Source organism: Azospira sp. I13, assembly GCF_003112695.1.
Classification (GTDB): Bacteria; Pseudomonadota; Gammaproteobacteria; order Burkholderiales; family Rhodocyclaceae; genus Azospira.
The window spans coordinates 137,089-159,670 of sequence record NZ_BFBP01000010.1 but is presented as its reverse complement, the minus strand read 5'-3'; the positions used below and the strand labels follow the sequence as shown (position 1 = coordinate 159,670).

Below are 22,582 nucleotides of genomic sequence, written 5' to 3'. Positions count from 1 at the left end.
CCAATGGCATGGCTCGCCAGTGTGCGAAATTTCGCACATCAAATCCTAATAAAGTACTTTCAATTTGATTTGTATCAATATTGATTTATAAGGAAAATTTTTTTGTGAAATTTCGTTAGAAAGCGTCGTAAGCCCTTGTCGCAAAAGAAAAAAATGCCATTTGCCCATTGACGCTGTGCTTTCGGTGCACTAAAGTGGTGAAACGTGGTGTTCGGTGGTGAATTGTGGGGTGGAGTCCTTCACGCCACTGCCGGATGACCCCGGGGGAAAATCAGGGGAAGTCATGTTTCAAGGGGCGGATACGCTGAGTTTGGATGCGAAGGGGCGGCTGGCTGTGCCAGCACGCTACCGGCCCGAACTCGCCCAGGATTCCGCCCGCCTGGTGGTCAATTACCATCCCCACGGCTGCCTGAAGATCTATCCCGAACCGGTGTGGCAGCCCATCGCCGACAAGCTTTCCAAGATCGCCACCATGAATCCCGCCACCGCCGCGGTGCGTCGGGTCATCCTGGGGACCGCTTCCGTGCAGGAAGCCGATTCCACCGGGCGTCTTCTTCTTCCCCCTGCCCTGCGCTCCCTGGCCAAGCTGGATAAACAGGTGATGCTGGTGGGCATGGGCGACCATTTTGAAATCTGGAGCGAAGACTCCTGGGCCAAGCAGAACGAGCTGGCCCTGGCTGCGCTCCAGGATCCTGAGGCTCTCGCCAGTTTCGAGGGCATCGTCCTGTGACCGCCGCCGGCAGCATTCACGTCACTGTCCTCCTGGAGGAGGCGGTGACGGCCCTCCGCGTGGACCCGCAAGGTGTCTATGTGGATGGCACCTTCGGTCGTGGTGGCCACAGCCGCCGCATCCTGGCGGCCCTGGGCCCGGCCGGTCGTCTCGTCGCCTTCGACCGGGACCCCCAGGCCATTGCCGCCGGCGCGCAGATTCAGGATCAGCGTTTTTCGCTGCACCACACGCCTTTTAGCGATATGGCGGAAGTGTTGCAGCAGCAGGGAATCGGGCTGGTGGATGGCGTGCTCCTGGACATCGGAGTGTCGTCACCCCAGATCGACGAGGGAGAGCGGGGCTTCAGCTTTCGTTTTGACGCCCCCCTCGACATGCGCATGGACACCACCCGGGGCGAGACCGCCGCGGAATGGCTGGCCCGTGCCGAAGAGAAGGACATTGCGGAGGTTATAAGGGACTATGGGGAAGAACGGTTTGCTAAGCAGATTGCAAAGAAGATTGTGGCTGCTCGGTCCGAGCGGCCTATTGCAACCACAAGGCAGCTTGCCGCGCTCGTCGCTGAAGCCGTGCGGACCCGCGAGCCCGGCCAGGACCCGGCGACGCGAAGCTTTCAAGCTATACGGATTCATATCAATCAAGAGCTCGAGGAGCTCTCGCTAGCCCTCTCCCAGGCTCTGGCGCTGCTCAAGCCCGGTGGCCGACTGGCGGTGATTTCCTTCCATTCCCTGGAGGATCGCATCGTCAAGAATTTCCTGCGGGACCAGGCCGAGCCCGCCGCCAACGTGCCCAAGGGCCTGCCCCTGCGGGCCGACCAGTTGCCCCAGCCGACCCTCCGGCTGGTGGGCAAAGCCATCCGGGCCTCGGCGGCCGAAGTGGCGGCCAATCCCCGTTCCCGCAGCGCCATCATGCGCGTGGCGGAACGCACCGAGTCGCCCCTGCTGGCGAAGGTGGGCTGAGATGCTGCGTCTCAACCTCCTCCTCCTGGTGGCTGCCATCATCTGCGCCCTGGGCGTCGTCACCTCCCAGCACAAGGCCCGCAAGCTCTTCCAGGATCTGGAAGGCGAGCAGGAGCGTGCCCGCAGCCTGGACGTGGAATGGGGCCAGCTGCAGCTGGAACTGTCCACCTGGGCCACCCATCCCCGCATCGAGAAGATCGCCCGGGAAAAGCTGCGCATGCATGCGCCGGAGCCGGCCAAGGTGATCCATGCTGGCGGAGGAGGGCGCTGACATGGCCCGGGCCCGCAGTCACCGCTATACGGAAAGTCCGGTCCTCCAGCTGGCTTTCCCCGCCTGGCGCTCCCGCCTTGCCGCCCTCGCCTTGCTCGGGGGCTTTGCCGTTCTGGCGGGTCGTTCCTTCTACCTGCAGGTGATCAACAACGATTTCCTCCAGGAAAAGGGCGAATCCCGCTATCGCCGGGAGCTGGAAATCTCCGCCTCCCGGGGCCGCATCACTGACCGCAACGGTGATGTGCTGGCGGTTTCCACCCCCATGCGCTCGGTCTGGGCCATCCCCGCCGATGTCAAGCTGGTGCCGGAGCAGTCCCAGGCCCTGGCCAAACTTCTGGAGATGGATCCCCGGGAGCTCAACCGCAAGCTGGCCGAGGACAAGAACTTCGTCTACGTGAAGCGCCAGATCCCGCCGGAAACCGGCGAGCGCATCGCTGCCATGAAGTTGCCCGGCATCCACCAGAACAAGGAATACCGCCGCTATTACCCCTCCGGCGACATGACCGCCCACATCGTCGGTTTCACCGGCGTGGACGACAAGGGCCTGGAAGGTGTCGAGCTGGCCTTCCAGGACCAGCTCCTGGGCCGGCCCGGCCAGCGTAGCGTGATCAAGGACCGGCGCGGCCAGATCGTCGAGGACGTGGGCTCGGTCAAGCCGCCCCAGGACGGCAAGGACATCACCCTGGCCCTGGATTCCAAGATTCAGTACCTGGCCTTCTCCCAGTTGAAGCAGGCGGTGGACGACAACGACGCCAAGGCCGGCGGCGTGGTGGTGGTGGATGCCCGCACCGGCGAGGTGCTGGCCCTGGCCAACTGGCCCACCTACAACCCCAACAACCGGGCCGGCCTTTCCGGCGCCCAGTTGCGCAACCGGGCGGTGACCGATACCTACGAGCCCGGCTCCACCATGAAGCCCTTCCCGGCGGCCCTGGCCCTGGAGAAGGGCAAATTCCGTTTTGACTCGGTGATCAACACCGCCCCGGGCAAGCTGACCATCGGCACCGCCACCATTTCCGACTCCCACGCCCATGGCCTATTGACCCTGGCCCAGGTGATCCAGAAGTCCTCCAACGTGGGCATTGCCAAGGTGGCCGGCACCTTCCCGCCCGAGGAAATGTGGACCATGTTCGATGCCCTGGGCTTTGGCCAGGCCCCCAAGCTCGGCTTCCCCGGCGAAGTGGGCGGCCGCCTGCGCCCCTGGAAGACCTGGCGGCCCATCGAGCAGGCCACCATGAGCTACGGCCACGGCATCTCCGTCTCCCTGCTGCAGATGGTGCGGGCTTACACCGTCTTCGCCCGGGACGGCGAACTGATCCCCCTGAGCCTGCTCAAGAGCGACGGCAGTACCGTGCGCGGCGAGCGGGTGTTCTCGCCCCAGACCGTGCGGGAAGTGAAGTCCATGCTGGAAATGGCCGTGCAGCCCGGCGGCACCGCCCCCAAGGCCCAGATTCCCGGCTACCGGGTGGCGGGCAAGACCGGCACCGCCCACAAGCTGGAAGGCGGTGTTTACGCCCGCAAGTACGTGGCCTCCTTCGTCGGCCTGGCCCCCGCCAGCGACCCCCGTCTGATCGTTGCCGTGATGATCGACGAGCCGTCCAACGGCAAGCACTTCGGCGGCGACGTGGCCGGCCCCACCTTTGCCAACATCATGAGTGGCGCACTGCGCACCCTGGGCGTGCCCCAGGATGCCCCCCTGCAGGTGGCGGGTGGCATTCCCGGAAAGGAAAAGCTGTGAGCGGCGCTCGGGTAGCCCAGGAACTCCTCGACCAGCTGCGGGCCCAGGGCGCCACCGTGCTGCGCCTGGAGAACGATAGCCGCCGGGTGCAGCCGGGAGACGTCTTCGTTGCCTATCCCGGCCACGCCGCCGACGGCCGCAGCTTCATTCCCGCCGCCCTGGCCCGGGGCGCTGCCGGTGTCTTCTGGGAAGCCACCGATTTCACCTGGGACGCCGCCTGGGGCGCAGTGCCCAACCTGGCTGTGACCGACCTGCAAGCCTTTGCCGGCCATCTCGCCCATCTGGTCTATGGCCGGCCTTCCGAACAGCTGGCCCTGGTGGGGGTCACCGGCACCAACGGCAAGACCACCTGCAGCCAGTGGATCGCCCAGGCCATGAGCGGCGTTGGCCGCTCCTGCGCCGTCATCGGCACCCTGGGCAACGGCTTCCCCGAGGCCCTCAGCGAATCCGCCAACACCACGCCGGATGCCCTGGCCCTGCATCGTCTGCTGGGTGAGTACCGGGTGGCCGGCGCCGGTGCCTGCGCCATGGAGGTCTCCTCCATCGGCCTGGAGCAGGGCCGCTGCCATGGCGCCCGCTTCTCCGTGGCGGTGTTCACCAACCTGACCCGGGATCATCTGGATTACCACGGCACCATGGCTGCCTACGGCGCCGCCAAGGAGCGTCTCTTCGCCTGGCCCGAGCTGAACGAGGCGGTGATCAACCTGGACGATCCCTTTGGCCGCGAACTGCTGGCCCAGACCACCGCCACCCTGCGCATCGGCTACACCCTGGAAGGCCGCCGGCAGCCCGAGGCCGATTGGGTGCTGTCCGCCGCCGACCTGCGTCACGGTCCCGCCGGGCTGGCCTTCACCCTCCAGGCCCCCCAGGGCGAAGCGGCCATCGCCACTGGCCTGGTGGGGCGCTACAACGTCTCCAATCTGCTGGCCGTGGCCGGCACCCTGCTGGCCCTGGGCCTGCCCCTGGAAACCGTGGCAGCCCGCCTTGCCCAGCTGGCCCCGCCGGCCGGCCGTATGCAGCGCTTCGGCGGCGACGGCGAACCTTTGGTGGTGGTGGATTACGCCCATTCCCCCGACGCCCTGGAAAACGCCCTGGCCGCCCTGCGGGAAGTGGCTGAAGCCCGGGGCGGTCGCCTGGTCTGCGTCTTCGGCTGCGGCGGCGACCGGGACAAGGGCAAGCGCCCCCTCATGGGCGCCGTGGCCAGCCGCCTGGCGGACCAGGTGCTACTGACCAGCGACAACCCCCGCAGCGAAGATCCCCGGGCCATCCTGGCCGATATTGCCGCCGGCGCTCCCGGTGCAGCGGTGGAGGTGGATCGGGACCTGGCCGTGGGCCGGGCCGTGGCCGACGCCGCCGTGGCGGATGTGGTGCTGGTCGCGGGCAAGGGCCACGAGCCCTATCAGGAAGTGATGGGCGAGGCCGGTTTGGTGCGTCGCCCCTATTCGGATATCGAGGCCGTGGCGCGGGCCCTGCAACAGCGCGCCGGGAGCAAGGCAGCATGATGGATCTCTTCGAAGTGGCCCGGGCCACCCAAGGCACCGCCTACGGCAGCAATGCCCTGTTTGGCGGCGTGTCCACCGACAGCCGCAGCGTTGGCAGCGGCGAGCTGTTCGTCGCCTTGCGCGGTGAGCGCTTCGACGGCCACGAATACCTGGCCACGGCCCGGGAGCGGGGCGCCTGCGCCGCTGTGGTGGCGGCCGATACGGTGGAATCCCTCAAGGGCAAGATCAACATGCCGCTGGTGGCCGTGGCCGATACCCGTCTGGCCCTGGGCGCCCTGGCCGCCTTCTGGCGCAGCAAGTTCTCCCTGCCTCTGATCGCCGTCACCGGTTCCAACGGCAAGACCAGCACCAAGGAGATGATTGCCTCCATCCTCCAGGCCCAGGCCGTGCTGGATGGTTACGACCCGGAGCTGGCCGTGCTGGCCACCCGCGGTAACTTCAACAACGACATCGGCCTGCCCCTGACCCTGCTGCAACTGCGCAGCACCCATCGTTCCGGCGTCATCGAGATGGGCATGAACCACCCTGGCGAGATCGGCTATCTGACCCGTCTGGCCCAGCCCACCGTGGCCCTGGTGACCAATGCCCAGCGCGCCCACCTGGCCGGCATGGGCGACCTGGAACAGGTGGCCGAGGAGAAGGGCACCCTCTACGCCGGCCTCAAGGCCGGCGGCGTGGCCCTGGTCAATGCCGACGACACGTTTGCCGACTACTGGCGCGGCCTCAACGCCGGCCGCAAGGTGCTCAGCTTCGGCCTGGACAAGCCGGCCGACGTTGCCGGCAAGGCCCAGTTGCACGGCCTGGAAACGGCCATCGAGCTAACCTCGCCTAAGGGCAGCGCCATCATCCGCCTGCGCATGCCGGGCCGCCATAACGCCCGCAACGCCGTGGCTGCCGCCGCTGCCGCCCTGGCCGCGGGGATTTCCCTGGCGGCCGTGGTGGGTGGCCTGGAGAGCTTCCGTGGTGTCAAAGGGCGCCTGCAACAAAAGGCGGCACCCGGCGGCGCCATCGTCCTGGACGATACCTACAACGCCAATCCGGACTCGGTGCGGGCCGGCATCGACGTACTGGCCGCCACCGTCGGCCGCAAGATCCTGGTGCTCGGTGACATGGGCGAAATCGGTGCCATGAGCGGCCAGTACCACGACGAAATCGGCGGTTACGCCAAGTCCCAGGGCGTGGATCAACTCCACTGCCTGGGCGAGTCTTCCGCTCAGGCCGCCCGCAACTTCGGTGCCGGCGGTCGCCATTACAACAATATCGACGCTCTGGTGGCCGCGGTCACCGCCGAACTCACCGCCGGGACCACCGTGCTGGTGAAAGGCTCCCGCTTCATGCAGATGGAGCGGGTGGTGGAGGCCCTGGTCTCCCCCGCCGTCCCGGGCGCCAACCCCAAGGAGAACACCTGATGCTGCTACTGATTGCCCAATGGCTGGGCCAGGACATCCGGGCCTTCAACGTCTTCAATTACATCACCCTGCGCATGGTGCTGGCCGCCATGACGTCCCTGCTCATCTCCTTCGTCGCCGGCCCGGCGGTGATCCGCTGGCTGGCCGCGAAGAAGATCGGCCAGGCGGTGCGCACCGACGGCCCCCAGACCCACCTGGTGAAGTCCGGCACCCCCACCATGGGCGGTGTGCTGATCCTGATTTCCATCGCCATCACCACCTTGTTGTGGGGTGACCTTTCCAACCGTTACGTCTGGGTGGTGCTGGTGGTGACCCTGGGCTTCGGCAGCGTGGGCTGGTACGACGACTGGAAGAAGGTGGTGTACCGGGACCCCAACGGCCTGGCATCCCGCTGGAAGTTCTTCTGGCAGTCCGTCTTCGGTCTGGCCGCTGCCGTCTATCTGGGTATCTCGGCCACCGGCCCGGCCCAGATGGAAGTGATCGTGCCCTTCTTCAAGGCCTTCAGTTATCCCCTGGGGGTCGTTGGCTTCATCACCCTGACCTATTTCGTCATCGTCGGCACCTCCAACGCGGTGAACCTCACCGACGGCCTGGATGGGCTGGCCATCATGCCGACGGTCATGGTGGCCGCTGCCCTGGCCGTGTTCGCCTACGTGGCCGGCCATGCGGGCTACTCCAAGTACCTCTTCGTGCCCTATGTGCCCGGTGCGGGGGAACTGGCGGTGTTCCTCGGTGCCCTGTGCGGCGCCGGTTTGGGTTTCCTGTGGTTCAACGCCTACCCGGCAGAAGTCTTCATGGGCGACGTGGGGGCCCTGGCTCTGGGCGCGGCCCTCGGTACCGTGGCGGTGATCGTGCGCCAGGAAATCGTGCTTTTCATCATGGGTGGCGTCTTCGTCGTCGAAACCCTGTCGGTGATGCTCCAGGTCAGCTGGTTCAAGTACACCAAGAAAAAATACGGTGAGGGGCGACGCATTCTGCTCATGGCGCCCCTGCATCACCACTACGAACAGAAGGGCTGGAAGGAAACCCAGGTGGTGGTCCGCTTCTGGATCATCACCATCATGCTGGTGCTGTTCGGCCTCTCCACGCTGAAACTGCGTTGAAGCAGCGTTGAAACCACGGTAAGCGAAGGCAACGAAAGAACATGAACGTCCAAGGCAAACAGGCGGTGGTGGTGGGACTCGGCGAGTCCGGCCTGGCCATGGCCAAATGGCTGGCCCGGGAAGGTGCGCGGGTGCGCGTCGCCGACAGCCGTGCCCTGCCGCCCAATGTGGACGCCTTCCGCAGCGCCGTGCCGTCGGCGGAGCTTGTTACTGGCCCGTTCCAGGCCGATACCTTCGCCGGGCCAGATTTCGTTGCCGACTTTATTGCGATTTCTCCCGGAGTGCCGGTGGCACAGGTGAGTGCCGTGGCCGGCGCCGTGCCTCTGGTTTCCGAGATCGAACTCTTTGCCTGGGCACTGCAACAGCGCAGCCCCGCTGCCAAGGTCATCGCCATCACCGGCAGCAACGGCAAGACCACCACCACGGCCCTCACCGGCACCCTGGCTGCAGCGGTCGGCGTGAAGACCCGGGTGGCCGGCAATATCTCCCCCGCCGCCCTGGATGCCCTGATGGACTCCCTGGATGGGGGCGGCCTGCCGGAGCTGTGGGTGCTGGAACTGTCCTCCTTCCAGCTGGAAACTACCCACAGCCTCAACGCAGCCGCGGCGACCGTGCTCAACGTCTCGGAAGATCACCTGGACCGCTACGACGGTTCCATGGATCTGTACACCGAAGCCAAGGCCCGCATCTTCCAGGGCAAGGGCGCCATGATCCTCAACCGGAACGACGACCGTAGCCTGGGCCTTGGCCGCTGCGGCCGCCCCTTCGTCACCTTCGGCCTGGATAAGCCGGGCCGGGCCATGGATTACGGCATTGCCGACGGCTACCTAGTGCGCGGCAACGACAAGCTGCTGGCCCTGGCCGAGATGCAATTGACTGGCCTGCACAACGCCGCCAATGCCCAGGCCGCTCTGGCCCTGCTGGAAGCCGTGGGCATCGCCCCCGCCGCCGTGCTGTCCGCCCTCAAAGCCTTCAAGGGCCTCCCCCACCGGGTGGAGTTCGTCGCCCGCATTGGCGATGTTGATTACTACGACGACTCCAAGGGCACCAACGTGGGCGCCACCCTGGCTGCCATCGAGGGACTGGGCCGGCCTCTGGCCATCGTCCTCGGCGGCGACGGCAAGGGCCAGGATTTCTCCCCCCTCAAGGTGGCCCTGGAAAAGCACGGCCGCGCCGTCGCCCTGATCGGCAAGGACGGCCCGGCCATTGGCCAGGCCATCGCCGGCTGCGGCCTGCCCACCGAATCTTTTGCCGACATGGCCGCCGCCGTCACCTGGCTGGCCACCCAGTCCAAGGCCGGTGACGCGGTATTGCTGTCCCCGGCCTGCGCCAGCCTGGACATGTACAAGAACTACGCCCACCGCGCCGATGCCTTCATCGCCGCGGTGCGGCAACTGGAGGGCCGGCCATGAGCATGGTGGAAGCCCTCAACCAGCCCCGCCGGGAACTGGCGGAAGTGGACATGCTGCTGCTGTGGTCCGTCCTTGGCCTGCTGGCCCTGGGCCTGGTGATGGTCTATTCCTCCTCCATTGCCACCGCTGAAGGCAGCAAGGCCTTCGGCCATCACCCCACGTACTTCCTGGTCCGTCACGGCGTGTTTCTGGCCGTGGCCCTGGTGGCCGCTGCCGTGGCCTTCCAGGTGCCGGTGAAGGTGTGGCAGGAACTGGCGCCCTGGCTGTTCCTGGGTGGCGCGGTGCTGCTGGCCATTGTCCTCATTCCCGGCATCGGCCGGGATGTGAATGGCGCCCGCCGCTGGCTGCCCCTGGGGGTGGCCAACCTGCAGCCTTCCGAGCTGATGAAGATGTTCGCCGTGCTCTATGCCGCCGACTACACGGTGCGCAAGATGCCCCACATGCACGACCTGAAAAAGGCCTTCCTGCCTATGGCCGGGGCCATGGTGGTGATCGGCGGCCTGCTGCTGAAGGAGCCGGACTTCGGTGCCTTCGTGGTCATCATCAGCATCGCCATCGGCATCCTCTTTCTTGGCGGCATGCGGGCCCGGCTCTTCGCCGTGCTGTTCGTCGTGCTGCTGGCGGCCTTCGCCGTGCTGATCATCGTTTCCCCCTACCGTCGCGACCGCCTCTTCGGCTTCATGGACCCCTGGTCCGACGCCTTCGGCAAGGGCTACCAGTTGTCCCACGCGCTGATCGCTTTCGGCCGCGGCGAGCTGTTCGGCGTCGGCCTCGGCGGCAGCGTGGAAAAACTCTTCTATCTGCCCGAAGCCCATACCGACTTCCTCCTCGCCGTGATCGCCGAGGAACTGGGCTTCGTCGGCGTCCTGATCGTGGTCGGACTGTTTGCCATGCTGGTGCAGCGGGCCTTCGCCATCGGCCGCCAGGCCGTGGCCCTGGAGCGCCTCTACCCGGCCCTGGTGGCCATGGGCATCGGCATCTGGATGGGCGTCCAGTCCTTCATCAACATGGGAGTGAATATGGGCCTGCTGCCCACTAAGGGCCTGACCCTGCCGCTGATGAGCTTCGGCGGCTCCGGCGTGGTCGCTAACTGCGCCGCCCTGGCCATCCTGCTGCGGGTGGATTGGGAGAATCGCCAACTGATGAGGGGGGCCAAGGTATGAGCCAGAAAACGCTCCTGGTCATGGCTGGTGGTACCGGCGGCCATATTTTCCCTGCCCTGGCGGTGGCCGATTACATGCGCGAGGCCGGCTGGAACGTGGTGTGGATGGGCAACCCGGCGGGCATGGAAGCCCGGCTGGTGCCCCAGCGCGGCTTCGAGCTGGTGCCGGTGAACTTCGGCGCCCTGCGCGGCAAGGGGCTGCTGCGCAAGCTGCTGCTGCCCCTCAACCTGCTGCGCGGCTTCTGGCAGGCCGCCCGGGCGATCCGCCGGGTCAAGCCCGATGCGGTGCTCGGCATGGGCGGCTACATCACCTTCCCTGGTGGCATGATGGCCGCCCTGCTGGGCAAGCCCCTGGTCATCCACGAACAGAACTCCGTCGCCGGGCTGGCCAACAAGGTCCTGGCCGGCGTGGCTGACCGGGTGGTCAGCGGCTTCCCCGAGGTCATCAAGAAGGGCGAGTGGGTCGGCAACCCGGTGCGCACCGACATCGCCGCCCTGGCCGACCCTATCCAGCGCTACGAGGGCCGCGAAGGTCCCCTGCATCTGCTGGTGGTGGGCGGCAGCCTGGGCGCCCAGGTGCTCAACGACAACGTGCCCAAGGCCCTGGCCCTGTTCGATGCGGCGGAGCGCCCCCAGGTGGTGCACCAGGCGGGCGAGAAAATGATCGACGCCCTCAAGGCGGGCTACGACGCCGCTGGCGTGGCGGCCCACTGCGTGCCCTTCATCGAGGACATGGCCGGCGCCTATGAATGGGCCGACCTGGTGATCTGCCGCGCCGGTGCCCTGACCGTGGCCGAACTGGCAGCCGCCGGCGTGCCGGCCATCCTGGTGCCCTATCCCCATGCGGTGGATGACCACCAGACCGGCAATGCCCAATTCCTGACCCAGGTGGGGGGCGCCATCCTCCTGCCCCAGGCTGAACTGACCCCGGAGCGCCTGGCGCTCCTCAAGGACATGCCCCGCAGCCAGCTCGCCCAGATGGCCGAGAAGGCGCGCGAACTGGCCAAACCCGACGCTACGGCCATGGTGGCCAAGGCGTGCATGGAAGCAGCGAGCAAAGCATGAAACACAAGATCAAACACCTGCACTTCGTCGGTATCGGCGGCTCGGGCATGAGCGGCATCGCCGAGGTGCTGCTCAATCTGGGCTATCAGGTGTCCGGTTCCGACCTCGGTGAGAATGCCGCCACGGCCCGCCTCACGGCCCAGGGCGCCCAGGTCGTCAAGGGCCACGACGCCGACCATATCGCCGGGGCCGATGCCGTGGTGGTGTCCACCGCCGTCAAGGCCGACAACCCGGAAGTGGTGGCGGCCCGGGAGGCCCGTATCCCGGTGGTGCCCCGGGCCCAGATGCTGGCCGAACTGATGCGCCTGAAGCAGGGCATCGCCGTCGCCGGCACCCATGGCAAGACCACCACCACCAGCCTGGTGGCTTCCATCCTGGCTGAAGGCGGCCTGGACCCGACCTTCGTCATCGGCGGCCGCCTCAATGCAGCCGGCGCCAATGCCCGTCTGGGCTCCGGCGACTTCCTGGTGGCCGAAGCCGATGAATCCGACGCCTCCTTCCTGATGCTGTCGCCGGTGATTTCCATCGTCACCAACATCGATGCCGACCACATGGAAACCTACGGCCACGACTTCGGCCGGCTCAAGGGCGCCTTCGTCGATTTCCTCAACCGCCTGCCCTTCTACGGCGTGGCGGTGCTCTGCGTGGATGACCCCAATGTGCGGGAAATCCTGCCCCAGGTGCCCAAGCAGGTGATCCGCTACGGCCTCGATCCGGCCTCCTGCAATGTCTATGCGGAAAACATCGTCGAGGCCGGTGGCCAGATGAAGTTCGATGCGGTGCGGGTGAACGGCAGCACCACCCGCCTGCCCATCACCCTCAACCTGCCGGGCCGCCACTATGTGCTCAATGCCCTGGCGGCCATCGCCGTGGCGACCGAAGTGGGGGTGGCGGACGCCGCCATTATCAAGGCCCTGGCCGAGTTCAAGGGGGTTGGCCGGCGCTTCCAGCGTTACGGCGAGGTGGCCTGCCCGACCGGCGGCAGCTTCACTTTGGTGGACGATTACGGCCATCACCCGGTGGAAATGGCGGCCACCCTGGCGGCCGCCCGGGGGGCCTTCCCGGGGCGCCGTCTGGTGCTGGCCTTCCAGCCCCACCGCTACAGCCGCACCCGGGACTGCTTCGAAGATTTCGTCAAGGTACTGGCCACGGTGGACACCCTGTTGCTGGCCGAGGTCTATGCCGCCGGCGAGCAGCCCATCGTCGCCGCCGACGGTCGTGCCCTGGCCCGGGCCCTGCGAGTGGGCGGCAAGGTGGAGCCGGTGTTCGTGGAGGACGTCGCCGCCATGCCCCAGACCATTCTGGATACGGTGCGGGACGGTGACGTGGTGCTGACCATGGGGGCCGGTTCCATCGGCGCCGTGCCCGGCAAGCTGGCGACCAAGCAAGTGAGTGCGTGAGAAAGCGATGAACAAGAATTTTGGCAAAGTGGCGGTTCTCTTCGGCGGCAAGTCCGCCGAGCGGGCTGTGTCCCTCAACAGCGGCTCCCGCGTCCTGGCGGCCCTGCAACACCAGGGCGTGGATGCCCATGCCTTTGATCCGGCGGAGCGTTCCCTGGATGAGCTGAAGGGCTTCGACCGGGCCTTCATCGCCCTGCACGGCCGCTTCGGCGAAGACGGCACCATCCAGGGGGCCCTGGAGCTGATGGGCATCCCCTATACCGGCAGCGGTGTCCTGGCTTCTGCTCTGGGCATGGACAAGTGGCGCACCAAGCTGATGTGGCAGGCCGTCGGCCTGCCCATTCCGGCCTACGCCCTGCTCAACGAGCACAGCGATTTCGCCGAAGTGGAAGAGGAGCTGGGCCTGCCCCTGTTCGTCAAGCCGGCCTGCGAGGGTTCTTCCATCGGCATCTCCAAGGTCAAGGCCGAGGGCGGGCTGCGCGCCGCCTACGCCGCCGCGGCCGCGCACGACAAGCTGGTGCTGGTGGAGCAGGGCATCACCGGTGGCGAATACACCGTCGCCATCATCGGTGAGGGCGATGACATGCAGGCCCTGCCCATCATCAAGATCGAACCGGCCAACGAGTTCTACGACTACGAAGCCAAGTATCTGCGGGACGACACCCGCTACCTCTGCCCCTGCGGCCTTTCTGCTGCGAAAGAGGCCGAGATCCAGGCTGGCGCCCTGAAGGCCTTTCGGGCCATCGGTGGCCGTGGCTGGGGCCGGGTGGATTTCCTCATGGACGAGGCCGGCAACCATTACTACCTGGAGGTGAATACCTCCCCCGGCATGACCGACCACTCCCTGGTGCCCATGGCGGCCCGGGTGGCGGGCATGGATTACGAACAGCTGGTGCTGAGGGTCCTGGCCCTCGCCACCCTGGGCTAAAGACAGCGAGGCGCCATGTGGCACAAGCCCCAGCTCATGACCGCGGTTGCCGACCTGCTGCTTGCAGCGGGCGCGGCGGCCCTGCTCGTGGCCTTGGGGCTGGGGGCCGCCCGGCTGCCGCTCTTTCCCCTCAAGGAAGTGGTGTTCTCCCAGGAGTTGCAGGAAGTGCAGCGCAGCGAGGTGGAGCGGGCGCTTTCCGGTCTGGTGCGGGGCAATTTCTTCAGCGTAAATCTGGAAGCCCTGCGGGGTGCCCTGGAAAAACTGCCCTGGGTGCGCAAGGCGGAAGTACGCCGGGCCTGGCCTTCCCGTCTGGAAGTGCGGGTGGAAGAGCATCGTCCGGCCGCCCGCTGGGGCGAGGGGGGCGGCCAGCTGGTGAATACCTACGGCGAAGTGTTCGCCGCCGGCCTGCCGCCGGCCCGGGCCGATGCGCTGCCCCAGTTGGCCGGGCCTTTGGGCACGGCGCCGGATGTGCTGCGGCGTTTCGACGATTTCGCCCGCCAGTTGCAGCCCACGGGCCGGCAGCCGCGGCAGCTGGTGCTGTCGCCGCGCCTGGCCTGGCAGTTGAAGCTGGACGACGGCCTCTTGCTGGAGCTGGGGCGGGAGCAGCCCAAGGCCCCGGTGGGCCAGCGTCTGGCGCGCTTTGTGGAAATTTACCCGGCAGTGCTGGCGGAGCGTTCGCCCCGGCCCCAGGTAGTGGATTTGCGGTACCCCAACGGTTTTGCCCTGCGGCTGGCCGCCGCGGGGAAATGAAGGTTTGAAGGCAGAGGAACAACATGAGCAGGGATAGCAAGGAACTGATTGTCGGCCTGGATATCGGCACCTCGAAGATCGTGGCGCTGGTGGCGGAGATCACCCCGGAGGGGCGGCTCAACGTCATCGGGATGGGCAGCCAGGATTCCAAGGGCCTGAAAAAGGGCGTGGTGGTCAATATCGAGGAGACCGTGAGCGCCATTTCCCGGGTGGTCCAGGAAGTGGAATTGATGGCCGACTGCAAGGTGATGAACGTCTATACGGGCATCGCCGGCAGCCACATCAAGAGCTTCAACTCCAACGGGATGGTGGCCATCAAGGACAAGGAAGTGAACACCATGGATCTGGACCGGGTGATCGAAACCGCCCGGGCCATGCCGATTCCTGCCGACCAGGAAATCCTGCACATCCTCACCCAGGAATTCATCATCGACGACCAGGACGGTATCCGCGAGCCCATCGGCATGAGCGGCTTCCGCCTCGAGGTCAAGGTGCACATCGTTACCGGCGCGGTTTCCGCCGCCCAGAACATCGTCAAATGCGTGCGCCGCTGCGGTCTGGAGGTCAATGACCTGGTGCTGCAGCCCCTGGCCTCCAGCTTTGCCGTGCTCTCCGAAGACGAGAAGGAATTGGGCGTCTGCCTGGTGGATATCGGCGGCGGTACCACGGACATCGCCATCTGGACCCAGGGCGCCATCCGCCACACCTCGGTGATTCCCATCGCCGGCGACCAGGTCACCAACGATATCGCCATGGCCTTGCGCACGCCCACCCGGGAGGCGGAAGACATCAAGCGCAAATACGGCTGCGCCCTGTCCCAGCTGGCTGATCCGGAAGAGGTGCTGGAAGTGGCCGGGGTGGATGACCGCCCCAGCCGCAAGCTTTCCCGTCGTGCCCTGGCCGATGTGATCCAGCCCCGGGTGGAGGAGCTGTTCGAGCTGATCCAGGCCGAACTGCGCCGCTCCGGCTTCGACGAGGTGCTGTCCTCCGGCATCGTGCTGACCGGCGGCGCTTCGGTGATGCCCGGCATGATTGAGCTGGGTGAAGAGATTTTCCACATGCCGGTGCGCCTCGGGGTGCCCAAGTACACCGGCGCCCTGGCCGATGTGGTCCAGAGTCCGCGTTTCTCCACCGCCTACGGCCTGTTGCTCGAGGCCCAGACCCAGCGCAAGCGGGGCTTGAAAGTGCAGGAGACGCGCAGCGTCAAGCAGGTGTTTTCCAGTATGAAGTCGTGGTTCGAAAAAAATTTCTAAGAAGCAATTTCCGTTCAATGCAGCACGTGTGAATGCAGTATTTTTGAAGGAGGCGATCCATGTTTGAAATTATTGATAAAGACGAATCCGGCACCATGATCAAGGTGGTGGGCGTCGGTGGCGCTGGCGGCAACGCTGTCGACCACATGATTCGCGAAGGGGTGGTGGGTGTCGATTTCCTGGCGGCCAACACCGATGCCCAGGCCCTGGGCCGCAACACCGCCCAGACCAAGCTGCAGCTGGGTGCTTCCGGCCTCGGTGCCGGCGCCAAGCCGGAAGCCGGTCGCGCCGCTGCCCTGGAAGAGCGGGAGCGCATCGCCGAGCAACTGAAGGGGGCCAACATGGTCTTCATCACCGCCGGCATGGGTGGCGGCACCGGTACCGGCGCCGCCCCGATCGTGGCGGAAGTGGCCAAGGAACTGGGCATCCTTACCGTGGCCGTGGTGACCAAGCCTTTCGGCTTCGAGGGCAAGCGCCTGAAGGCTGCCGAGGCTGGCATCGCCGAGCTGCAGAAGCACGTCGATTCCCTGGTGGTGATCCTCAACGACAAGCTGATGGAAGTTCTGGGCGACGACGTCTCCATGGACGAAGCCTTCAAGGCGGCCGACAACGTGCTGCGTAACGCCGTGGGCGGCATCGTCGAGATCATCGACCAGCCCGGCCTGGTGAACGTGGACTTTGAGGACGTGCGCACCGTCATGGGTGAAATGGGCATGGCCATGATGGGGTCCGCCTACGCTTCCGGCATCGACCGCGCCCGTATTGCGGCCGAGCAGGCCGTGGCTTCCCCGCTGCTGGAAGGTATCAACCTTTCCGGCGCCCGGGGCGTGCTGGTCAACATCACCGCTTCCAAGAGCAGCCTGAAGATGAAGGAAGTGAACGAAGTGATGAAGACCATCAACGACTTCGCTGCGGAAGATGCCCACGTGATCTTCGGTGCCGTGTTTGACGAATCCATGGGCGAGCAGCTGCGCGTCACCGTGGTCGCCACCGGCCTGGGCAAGGCGGAAGCCCGTCGCCAGTCCTTCGAAGTCATCAACACCGCCATGCGCACCGGTACCGATGATGTGCCGATGAGCGTCAGCGGCGATTACAGCCAGTTGGACATCCCGGCCGTGATCCGCAAGGGTCGCAACGCCACGGTCGAAGCCCTGGCCAACAGCGGCGTCGACCGTTACGACATCCCGGCCTTCCTGCGCAAGCAGGCGGACTAAGGGTCGGGGCGCGCCGCCGGGCGTCTTCGCCGGCCCGTCACGGGCCGAGAACGGCGCTGCCTCCCGCCGGGGAAACCGGCGTCTGGCGGCCGTCCTGACCTGCGGTAACGTGTTGTAACAAAACGCCTCCTTAAGGGGGAAGGGGCCTTCGTGCTAGAATGTGCCTTCCCCCCTTATTCCGTCTTCATCCCGCCTGACGCCGTCATGGGTGTCGCGGTGGTTGCATAACGGAAGTGAATACCGACATGTTGAAGCAACGTACCCTCAAGTCCCTGATCCGCGCCTCCGGCGTCGGCCTGCACAGCGGCGTCAAGGTCACTATGGCCCTGCGTCCGGCAGCGCCCGATACCGGTATCGTCTTTCGCCGCGTGGATCTGCCCCAGCCGGTGGAAATCCGTGCCGACGCCCTGATGGTGGGTGATACGCGCATGTGCTCCTGCCTGGAGGTGGATGGGGTCAAGGTCGGTACGGTGGAACACCTGATGTCGGCCTTTGCCGGCCTGGGCATCGACAATGCCTATGTGGACCTGGACGCGGCCGAAGTGCCGATCCTTGACGGTTCCGCGGCACCTTTCGTCTTCCTCATCCAGTCGGCCGGCATTGAAGAACAGCCGGCAGCCAAGAAATTCATTCGCGTCACGCGCCCCATCGAGGTGCGGGACGGCGACAAGTGGGCCCGCTTCGAGCCTTACGACGGCTACAAGCTGACCTTCTCCATCATCTTCAACCACCCGGCCATCGACAAGTCGGCCCAGTCCGTCAGCGTCGACTTCGCCGAGCAGTCCTACACCCGGGAAGTGGCCCGGGCCCGTACCTTCGGCTTCATGCAGGATGTGGAGATGCTGCGGGAAAACGGCCTGGCCCTGGGGGGCGGCCTGGAGAACGCCATCGTTCTCGACGAATACCGGGTGCTTAACAGCGACGGCCTGCGTTATGGCGACGAGTTCGTCAAACACAAGGTGCTGGACGCGGTGGGCGACCTCTATCTCTTGGGGCATCCCCTGCTGGCGGCCTTCACCGCCCACAAGTCTGGACATGCCCTGAACAATCTGCTGGCCCGGCAGCTGCTCAAGGAGCAGGACTCCTGGGAGTTCGCCACCTTTGAAGACCAGGCACAGACGCCCGTCGGCGTTGCCCGCTGGCTGGAACTCCCGGCCCAGGCAGCCTGAGCTCGCTGGCCGCTCAGGCCTTGCTGCTTGAGTTTGCCGCCCATCCATCCCGAGAAAATGAAGGAGGCCCCATGCTCCTCCTGCGTATCCTGGCCGTACTGGCTGTTATCGCTGCTGGCGGTGGTGTTCTGGGCTATTTCCTGACCGGGCAGTCCCGTTACCTCCGCTTTGCCTGGCGTACCACCCGTTACCTCTTGATTCTGGCCCTGCTGCTCTTCGCCCTGATGGGGCTGGAGCGTCTGGCGATCATTCCTCTCTGAGGGCAACCCGGGCGAGAAAGTCCTGCAGGCCCCGTTTCAAGGGGGAGTTGTCGGGCAGGCTGGCTGCGAGTTCCTGGAGTTCGGCTCCCGCGCGGGGAGGTAGGGGTTTTAGCGTAGGGGCTGGCCCGGAAGTTGCTCTGGGGCGCTCTTGCACTTTGATGACCACGCCGTTACACTCAAAACCCCTTTTCAAGAATTCGCGGGCCAGGGTCTGGGCCATCTGGCGCAGTTTGGCCGCGACCGCGCCGTTATCGGCGTGGATAACCACACTCCCCAATTTGATGTTTGCGACGCCGCTCGATCGGGCCAATGAGGCCGGGGCAAAGTCGTCGTAAGCGCGCTGGGCGCGCATCAAGAGTCGGGCATGGGCCAGCACCGATGCTGCGCCGTCCGCTCTGCCGAGATATTTTTCTACTGATTCGTGCATGGATCCACTTCGAGGAGAAGCATCGTGCATCTTATTCTTGTCTCCGATCGGATGGCAACCGCCAAAACCGTGACCCTGACGCCCCGCCTGCTGCTGGCCCTGGGCCTGGGTTTCATGGCTCTGGTGCTGGCTGGCGCGGTGGCCTTTTCCTGGCTGACCGTGCGTTTCCGCCTGCCGCTGGTGCAGGATCTCGTCCTTGCCGTGCAGCGCCAGGAAACCCAGAAGACACAGGATTTTCTCCGGGAAAACCTCAATGTCATGGCGGCGCGCCTGGGCGACATGCAGGCCCAGATGCTGCATCTCGACGCCATGGGTGAGCGCCTTTCGGTGCTGGCCGGCATGAAGTCCGGTGAAAAGTCCGGTGACAAGGTGACTCCGGCCGCCATCGGCAAGGGCGGGCAGGGCGGCCCCCTCCTGCCGGTATCGGTGCAGGAGGCGGGCATTCATTCTGCCGAGGAACTGCAGCGGGAACTGGAGCGCATGTCCACCCTGGTGGATCAGCGGGTCGATTACATGCGGACCCTGGAGAACCAATTGATGGACCGCCGCATCCGCCAGGTGTTACTGCCGACCTCTCTGCCTATCCAGGGTTCGGGAGTGGGCTCCGGTTTTGGCGTTCGTGCCGATCCCATTGCCGGGGTAAGCGCCATGCACGAAGGCGTGGATTTCTCCGCCGAAGTGGGTACGCCCGTGGTTTCCGCTGCCGGTGGCGTGGTGGTGGAGGCCGATCGGCATCCCCAGTACGGCAATCTCATCGAGATTGACCACGGCAATGGCTTTACCACCCGTTATGCCCATCTGTCGAAGATCGGTGTCCGCTCCGGTCAGCTGGTCAAGCGCGGCCAGTTGATAGCCGCCAGCGGCAATACCGGGCGCTCCACCGGCCCCCATCTGCATTTCGAGGTGCGTTACCAGGGGGTGGCCCAGAATCCGGCCCGCTTCCTGCAGCAAGGCTCTCAGGTCGCCAGCCGGCGCTGAAACCGTCGGCATTTTTGTCGGGTGGCAATCGCCGCCCCATTCCTTTGACTTTCCCTAAATTGGCGGGCTTCCCGGGCGTGATAGAATCGCCCCTTTCCCGCTTACGGACGCCAGTGCGTCTCTCAAGATGATTCCCGGACTCCTCAAGAAAATCTTTGGCAGCCGCAACGACCGGCTGATCAAGCAGTATTCCCAGATCGTCCAGAAAATCAACGGTTTCGAGGCGGCCATCAGCGCCTTGTCCGACGAGGCCCTGCGCGGCAAGACTGACGAATTCCGGCAGCGTTACGCCCAGGGCGAGACCCTGGACGATCTGCTGCCTGAAGCTTTCGCCGTGGTGCGCGAGGCCGGCAAGCGTGTGCTGGGGATGCGCCATTTCGATGTGCAGATGATCGGCGGCATGGTGCTGCATTACGGCAAGATCGCCGAAATGCGTACCGGCGAGGGCAAGACCCTGGTGGCCACCCTGCCGTCCTACCTCAATGCCATTTCCGGCAAGGGCGTACACGTCATTACGGTGAACGACTACCTGGCCCAGCGTGACGCCGAGTGGATGGGCCGGCTGCATCGCTTCCTGGGGCTGTCCGTCGGGGTGAATCTTTCCCAGATGCCCCATGAGCAGAAGCAGGCCGCCTACGGCGCCGACATCACCTACGGCACCAACAACGAATTCGGCTTCGACTACCTGCGTGACAACATGGTGTATGGCGCTGCCGAGCGGGTGCAACGGGGCCTCAATTTCGCCATCGTGGACGAGGTGGATTCCATCCTCATCGACGAAGCCCGTACGCCGCTGATCATTTCCGGCCAGGCCGAGGATCACACCGAGCTCTACCAGCGCATGAACCAGGTGGTGCCCCTGCTGACCCGGGCTGCCGACGAGAATTCCGAAGGCGACTACTGGGTGGACGAAAAGGGCCACCAGGTGCACATGTCCGAACAGGGCCACGAGCACGCCGAGGAAATCCTTGCCCAGGTCGGCCTGCTGGCGGAAGGGCGCAGTCTCTACGAGGCCGCCAACATCATCCTGGTGCACCATTTGAACGCCGCCCTGCGTGCCCACAATCTGTTCCACAAGGATCAGCAGTACGTGGTGCAGAACGGTGAAATCATCATTGTTGATGAGTTCACCGGCCGCCTGATGCCCGGCCGCCGCTGGTCCGATGGCCTGCACCAGGCCGTCGAAGCCAAGGAAGGCGCCCGCATCCAGAACGAAAACCAGACCTTGGCTTCCATCACCTTTCAGAACTACTTCCGCATGTACGGCAAGCTGGCCGGCATGACCGGCACCGCCGATACGGAAGCTTACGAGTTCATGGAAATCTACGGCCTGGAAACGGTGGTCGTACCCACCCATCGCCCGGCCCAGCGCAAGGACCACAACGACCAGGTGTTCCGCACGGCGGACGAGAAATTTGCCGCCATGAAGGCGGACATCGTGGATTGCCATCGCCGTGGTCAGCCGGTTCTGGTGGGCACCACCTCCATCGAAAACTCCGAGCTGCTGTCCAGCCTGCTGGATAAGGAAAAGCTGCCCCACCAGGTGCTCAACGCCAAGCAGCACGGCAAGGAGGCCGAGATCGTGGCTCAGGCCGGCCGTCCCGGCATGATCACCATCGCCACCAACATGGCCGGTCGCGGTACCGACATCGTGCTTGGCGGCAGCATCGAAAAGCAGGTAGACGCCGTGCGTCTGGACGAGTCCCTGGACGATGCCACCAAGGCCGCCCGGATTGCCGCCCTCAAGGCCGAATGGCAGCCGGTGCACGACCAGGTGCTGGCTGCTGGTGGCCTGCACATCATCGGTTCCGAGCGCCATGAGTCCCGCCGTATCGACAATCAGCTGCGGGGCCGTGCCGGTCGCCAGGGCGATCCGGGTTCCTCCCGCTTCTACCTCTCCCTGGATGATCCGCTGCTGCGCATCTTCGCCGGCGAGCGCCTGAAGTCCATCATGGAGCGTTTGAAGATGCCTGATGGCGAGGCCATCGAGCATCCCCTGGTGACCCGTTCCCTGGAGTCTGCCCAGCGCAAGGTGGAAGCCCGCAACTTCGATATCCGCAAGCAGTTGCTGGAATACGACGATGTGGCCAACGACCAGCGCAAGGTGATCTACGCCCAGCGCAACGATCTGCTGGAAGTGGATGACATTTCCGAAACCATCGTGGCCATGCGCCAAGGGGTGGTGGCCGAGATGTTCCGCATCTATGTTCCCCAGGAAAGCATTGAGGAGCAGTGGGACCTGCCGGCCCTGGAAAAGGCCCTGGAAGCTGAACTGCAGCTGAGCCTGCCGGTGGCCGAGTGGGTCAAGGCCGATAGCCGTCTTTCCGATGAAGACCTGCTGCACAAGGTGCTGCAGGCGGCCGACCAGGCCTATGCCGAGAAGGTCGATCTGGTGTCCGATCCTTCGGTATTCCGCAAGTTCGAGCGCGATCTCATGCTGCAAAGCCTGGATACCCACTGGCGCGAGCACCTGGCTGCCCTCGACCATCTGCGCCAGGGCATCCACCTGCGCGGCTACGCCCAGAAGAACCCGAAGCAGGAGTACAAGCGGGAAGCCTTCGAACTGTTCGAAGGGTTGCTCAACAGCGTGCGTTCCGAAGTCACCAAGCTGCTGATGACCGTGCAGATCCGTTCTCCCGAAGATGTGGCCGAGGTGGAGCAGCCCGGCGTGGAGAACGTCCAGTACCATCATGCCGACTACGATGAAGCCCTCGGCGCCGCTACGGCCGAAGACGATGCTGCCGCACCGAAGGTCGGCCGCAACGATCCCTGCCCCTGCGGCAGCGGCAAGAAGTACAAGCACTGCCACGGTAAGCTGAACTGAGCACCATGCCACTGACGCAGAGGGAGCAGCCTGC

The 22,582-nt window shown here is 65.3% G+C and carries 20 protein-coding genes; 19 read left to right on the top strand and 1 reads right to left on the bottom strand.

Features of this window, described 5'->3' with window-relative positions:
* Positions 1-283: 283 nt before the first annotated feature.
* The 17 genes from mraZ to AZSI13_RS09425 all read left to right on the top strand — a co-directional run bounded on the left by mraZ (position 284) and on the right by AZSI13_RS09425 (position 18,319).
* Positions 284-730: a division/cell wall cluster transcriptional repressor MraZ gene (gene mraZ, locus AZSI13_RS09505; protein ID WP_109040934.1), complete on the top strand. Its 447-nt coding sequence runs from the start codon at positions 284-286 to the stop codon at positions 728-730.
* The gene (gene rsmH, locus AZSI13_RS09500; RefSeq protein WP_201262348.1) at positions 727-1,686 is read left to right on the top strand and encodes a 16S rRNA (cytosine(1402)-N(4))-methyltransferase RsmH; all 960 of its coding nucleotides are present in this window, start codon (positions 727-729) and stop codon (positions 1,684-1,686) included. The genes mraZ and rsmH overlap by 4 nt, the downstream gene beginning before the upstream one ends.
* A gap of 1 nt (position 1,687) precedes the next feature.
* Positions 1,688-1,957, top strand: coding sequence for a cell division protein FtsL (gene ftsL / locus AZSI13_RS09495; protein ID WP_109040933.1), 270 nt, complete (start codon positions 1,688-1,690; stop codon positions 1,955-1,957).
* A 1-nt stretch (position 1,958) separates the two neighbouring features.
* The gene (locus tag AZSI13_RS09490; RefSeq protein WP_109041034.1) at positions 1,959-3,692 is read left to right on the top strand and encodes a penicillin-binding protein 2; all 1,734 of its coding nucleotides are present in this window, start codon (positions 1,959-1,961) and stop codon (positions 3,690-3,692) included.
* Positions 3,689-5,194: a UDP-N-acetylmuramoyl-L-alanyl-D-glutamate--2,6-diaminopimelate ligase gene (locus AZSI13_RS09485; protein WP_109040932.1), complete on the top strand. Its 1,506-nt coding sequence runs from the start codon at positions 3,689-3,691 to the stop codon at positions 5,192-5,194. The genes AZSI13_RS09490 and AZSI13_RS09485 overlap by 4 nt, the downstream gene beginning before the upstream one ends.
* The gene (murF, locus tag AZSI13_RS09480) at positions 5,191-6,603 is read left to right on the top strand and encodes a UDP-N-acetylmuramoyl-tripeptide--D-alanyl-D-alanine ligase (protein ID WP_109040931.1); all 1,413 of its coding nucleotides are present in this window, start codon (positions 5,191-5,193) and stop codon (positions 6,601-6,603) included. The genes AZSI13_RS09485 and murF overlap by 4 nt, the downstream gene beginning before the upstream one ends.
* Positions 6,603-7,706, top strand: coding sequence for a phospho-N-acetylmuramoyl-pentapeptide-transferase (mraY, locus tag AZSI13_RS09475; protein ID WP_109040930.1), 1,104 nt, complete (start codon positions 6,603-6,605; stop codon positions 7,704-7,706). The genes murF and mraY overlap by 1 nt, the downstream gene beginning before the upstream one ends.
* Positions 7,707-7,747: 41 nt before the next feature.
* Complete coding sequence (gene murD / locus AZSI13_RS09470) at positions 7,748-9,118, top strand: UDP-N-acetylmuramoyl-L-alanine--D-glutamate ligase (protein WP_109040929.1); 1,371 nt, start codon at positions 7,748-7,750, stop codon at positions 9,116-9,118.
* Positions 9,115-10,281 (top strand): putative lipid II flippase FtsW, encoded by a 1,167-nt coding sequence (gene ftsW, locus AZSI13_RS09465; protein ID WP_109040928.1) that lies wholly within the window; start codon positions 9,115-9,117, stop codon positions 10,279-10,281. The genes murD and ftsW overlap by 4 nt, the downstream gene beginning before the upstream one ends.
* On the top strand, positions 10,278-11,345 hold the full coding sequence (gene murG, locus AZSI13_RS09460) for an undecaprenyldiphospho-muramoylpentapeptide beta-N-acetylglucosaminyltransferase (protein WP_109040927.1): 1,068 nt from the start codon (positions 10,278-10,280) through the stop codon (positions 11,343-11,345). Before ftsW ends, murG begins: the two co-directional genes overlap by 4 nt.
* Positions 11,342-12,745: a UDP-N-acetylmuramate--L-alanine ligase gene (murC, locus tag AZSI13_RS09455; protein WP_109040926.1), complete on the top strand. Its 1,404-nt coding sequence runs from the start codon at positions 11,342-11,344 to the stop codon at positions 12,743-12,745. Before murG ends, murC begins: the two co-directional genes overlap by 4 nt.
* A 7-nt stretch (positions 12,746-12,752) precedes the next feature.
* Complete coding sequence (locus tag AZSI13_RS09450; RefSeq protein ID WP_165833434.1) at positions 12,753-13,673, top strand: D-alanine--D-alanine ligase; 921 nt, start codon at positions 12,753-12,755, stop codon at positions 13,671-13,673.
* Between the two features lie 15 nt (positions 13,674-13,688).
* Entirely contained in the window at positions 13,689-14,423 is a 735-nt protein-coding gene (locus AZSI13_RS09445) for a cell division protein FtsQ/DivIB (RefSeq protein WP_109040924.1), read from the top strand.
* 23 nt (positions 14,424-14,446) lie between these two features.
* Positions 14,447-15,676 carry a cell division protein FtsA gene (ftsA, locus tag AZSI13_RS09440; RefSeq protein ID WP_109040923.1) on the top strand — a complete coding sequence of 410 codons (1,230 nt, stop codon included), beginning with the start codon at positions 14,447-14,449 and terminating at the stop codon, positions 15,674-15,676.
* A gap of 59 nt (positions 15,677-15,735) precedes the next feature.
* Positions 15,736-16,890, top strand: a complete 1,155-nt coding sequence (gene ftsZ / locus AZSI13_RS09435; RefSeq protein WP_109040922.1) for a cell division protein FtsZ — start codon at positions 15,736-15,738, stop codon at positions 16,888-16,890.
* 245 nt (positions 16,891-17,135) lie between these two features.
* Complete coding sequence (gene lpxC / locus AZSI13_RS09430; RefSeq protein WP_109040921.1) at positions 17,136-18,059, top strand: UDP-3-O-acyl-N-acetylglucosamine deacetylase; 924 nt, start codon at positions 17,136-17,138, stop codon at positions 18,057-18,059.
* A 71-nt stretch (positions 18,060-18,130) separates the two neighbouring features.
* Entirely contained in the window at positions 18,131-18,319 is a 189-nt protein-coding gene (locus tag AZSI13_RS09425) for a hypothetical protein (RefSeq protein ID WP_109040920.1), read from the top strand.
* Here the strand turns inward: AZSI13_RS09425 and AZSI13_RS09420 are convergent.
* The gene (locus tag AZSI13_RS09420) at positions 18,306-18,776 is read right to left on the bottom strand and encodes a DciA family protein (protein ID WP_109040919.1); all 471 of its coding nucleotides are present in this window, start codon (positions 18,774-18,776) and stop codon (positions 18,306-18,308) included. The genes AZSI13_RS09425 and AZSI13_RS09420 overlap by 14 nt on opposite strands.
* Here AZSI13_RS09420 and AZSI13_RS09415 point away from each other — a divergent pair.
* Positions 18,771-19,724: a M23 family metallopeptidase gene (locus AZSI13_RS09415; RefSeq protein WP_109040918.1), complete on the top strand. Its 954-nt coding sequence runs from the start codon at positions 18,771-18,773 to the stop codon at positions 19,722-19,724. The genes AZSI13_RS09420 and AZSI13_RS09415 overlap by 6 nt on opposite strands.
* Positions 19,725-19,851: 127 nt before the next feature.
* Positions 19,852-22,548 (top strand): preprotein translocase subunit SecA, encoded by a 2,697-nt coding sequence (gene secA, locus AZSI13_RS09410; RefSeq protein ID WP_109040917.1) that lies wholly within the window; start codon positions 19,852-19,854, stop codon positions 22,546-22,548.
* The last annotated feature ends 34 nt before the right edge of the window (positions 22,549-22,582 follow it).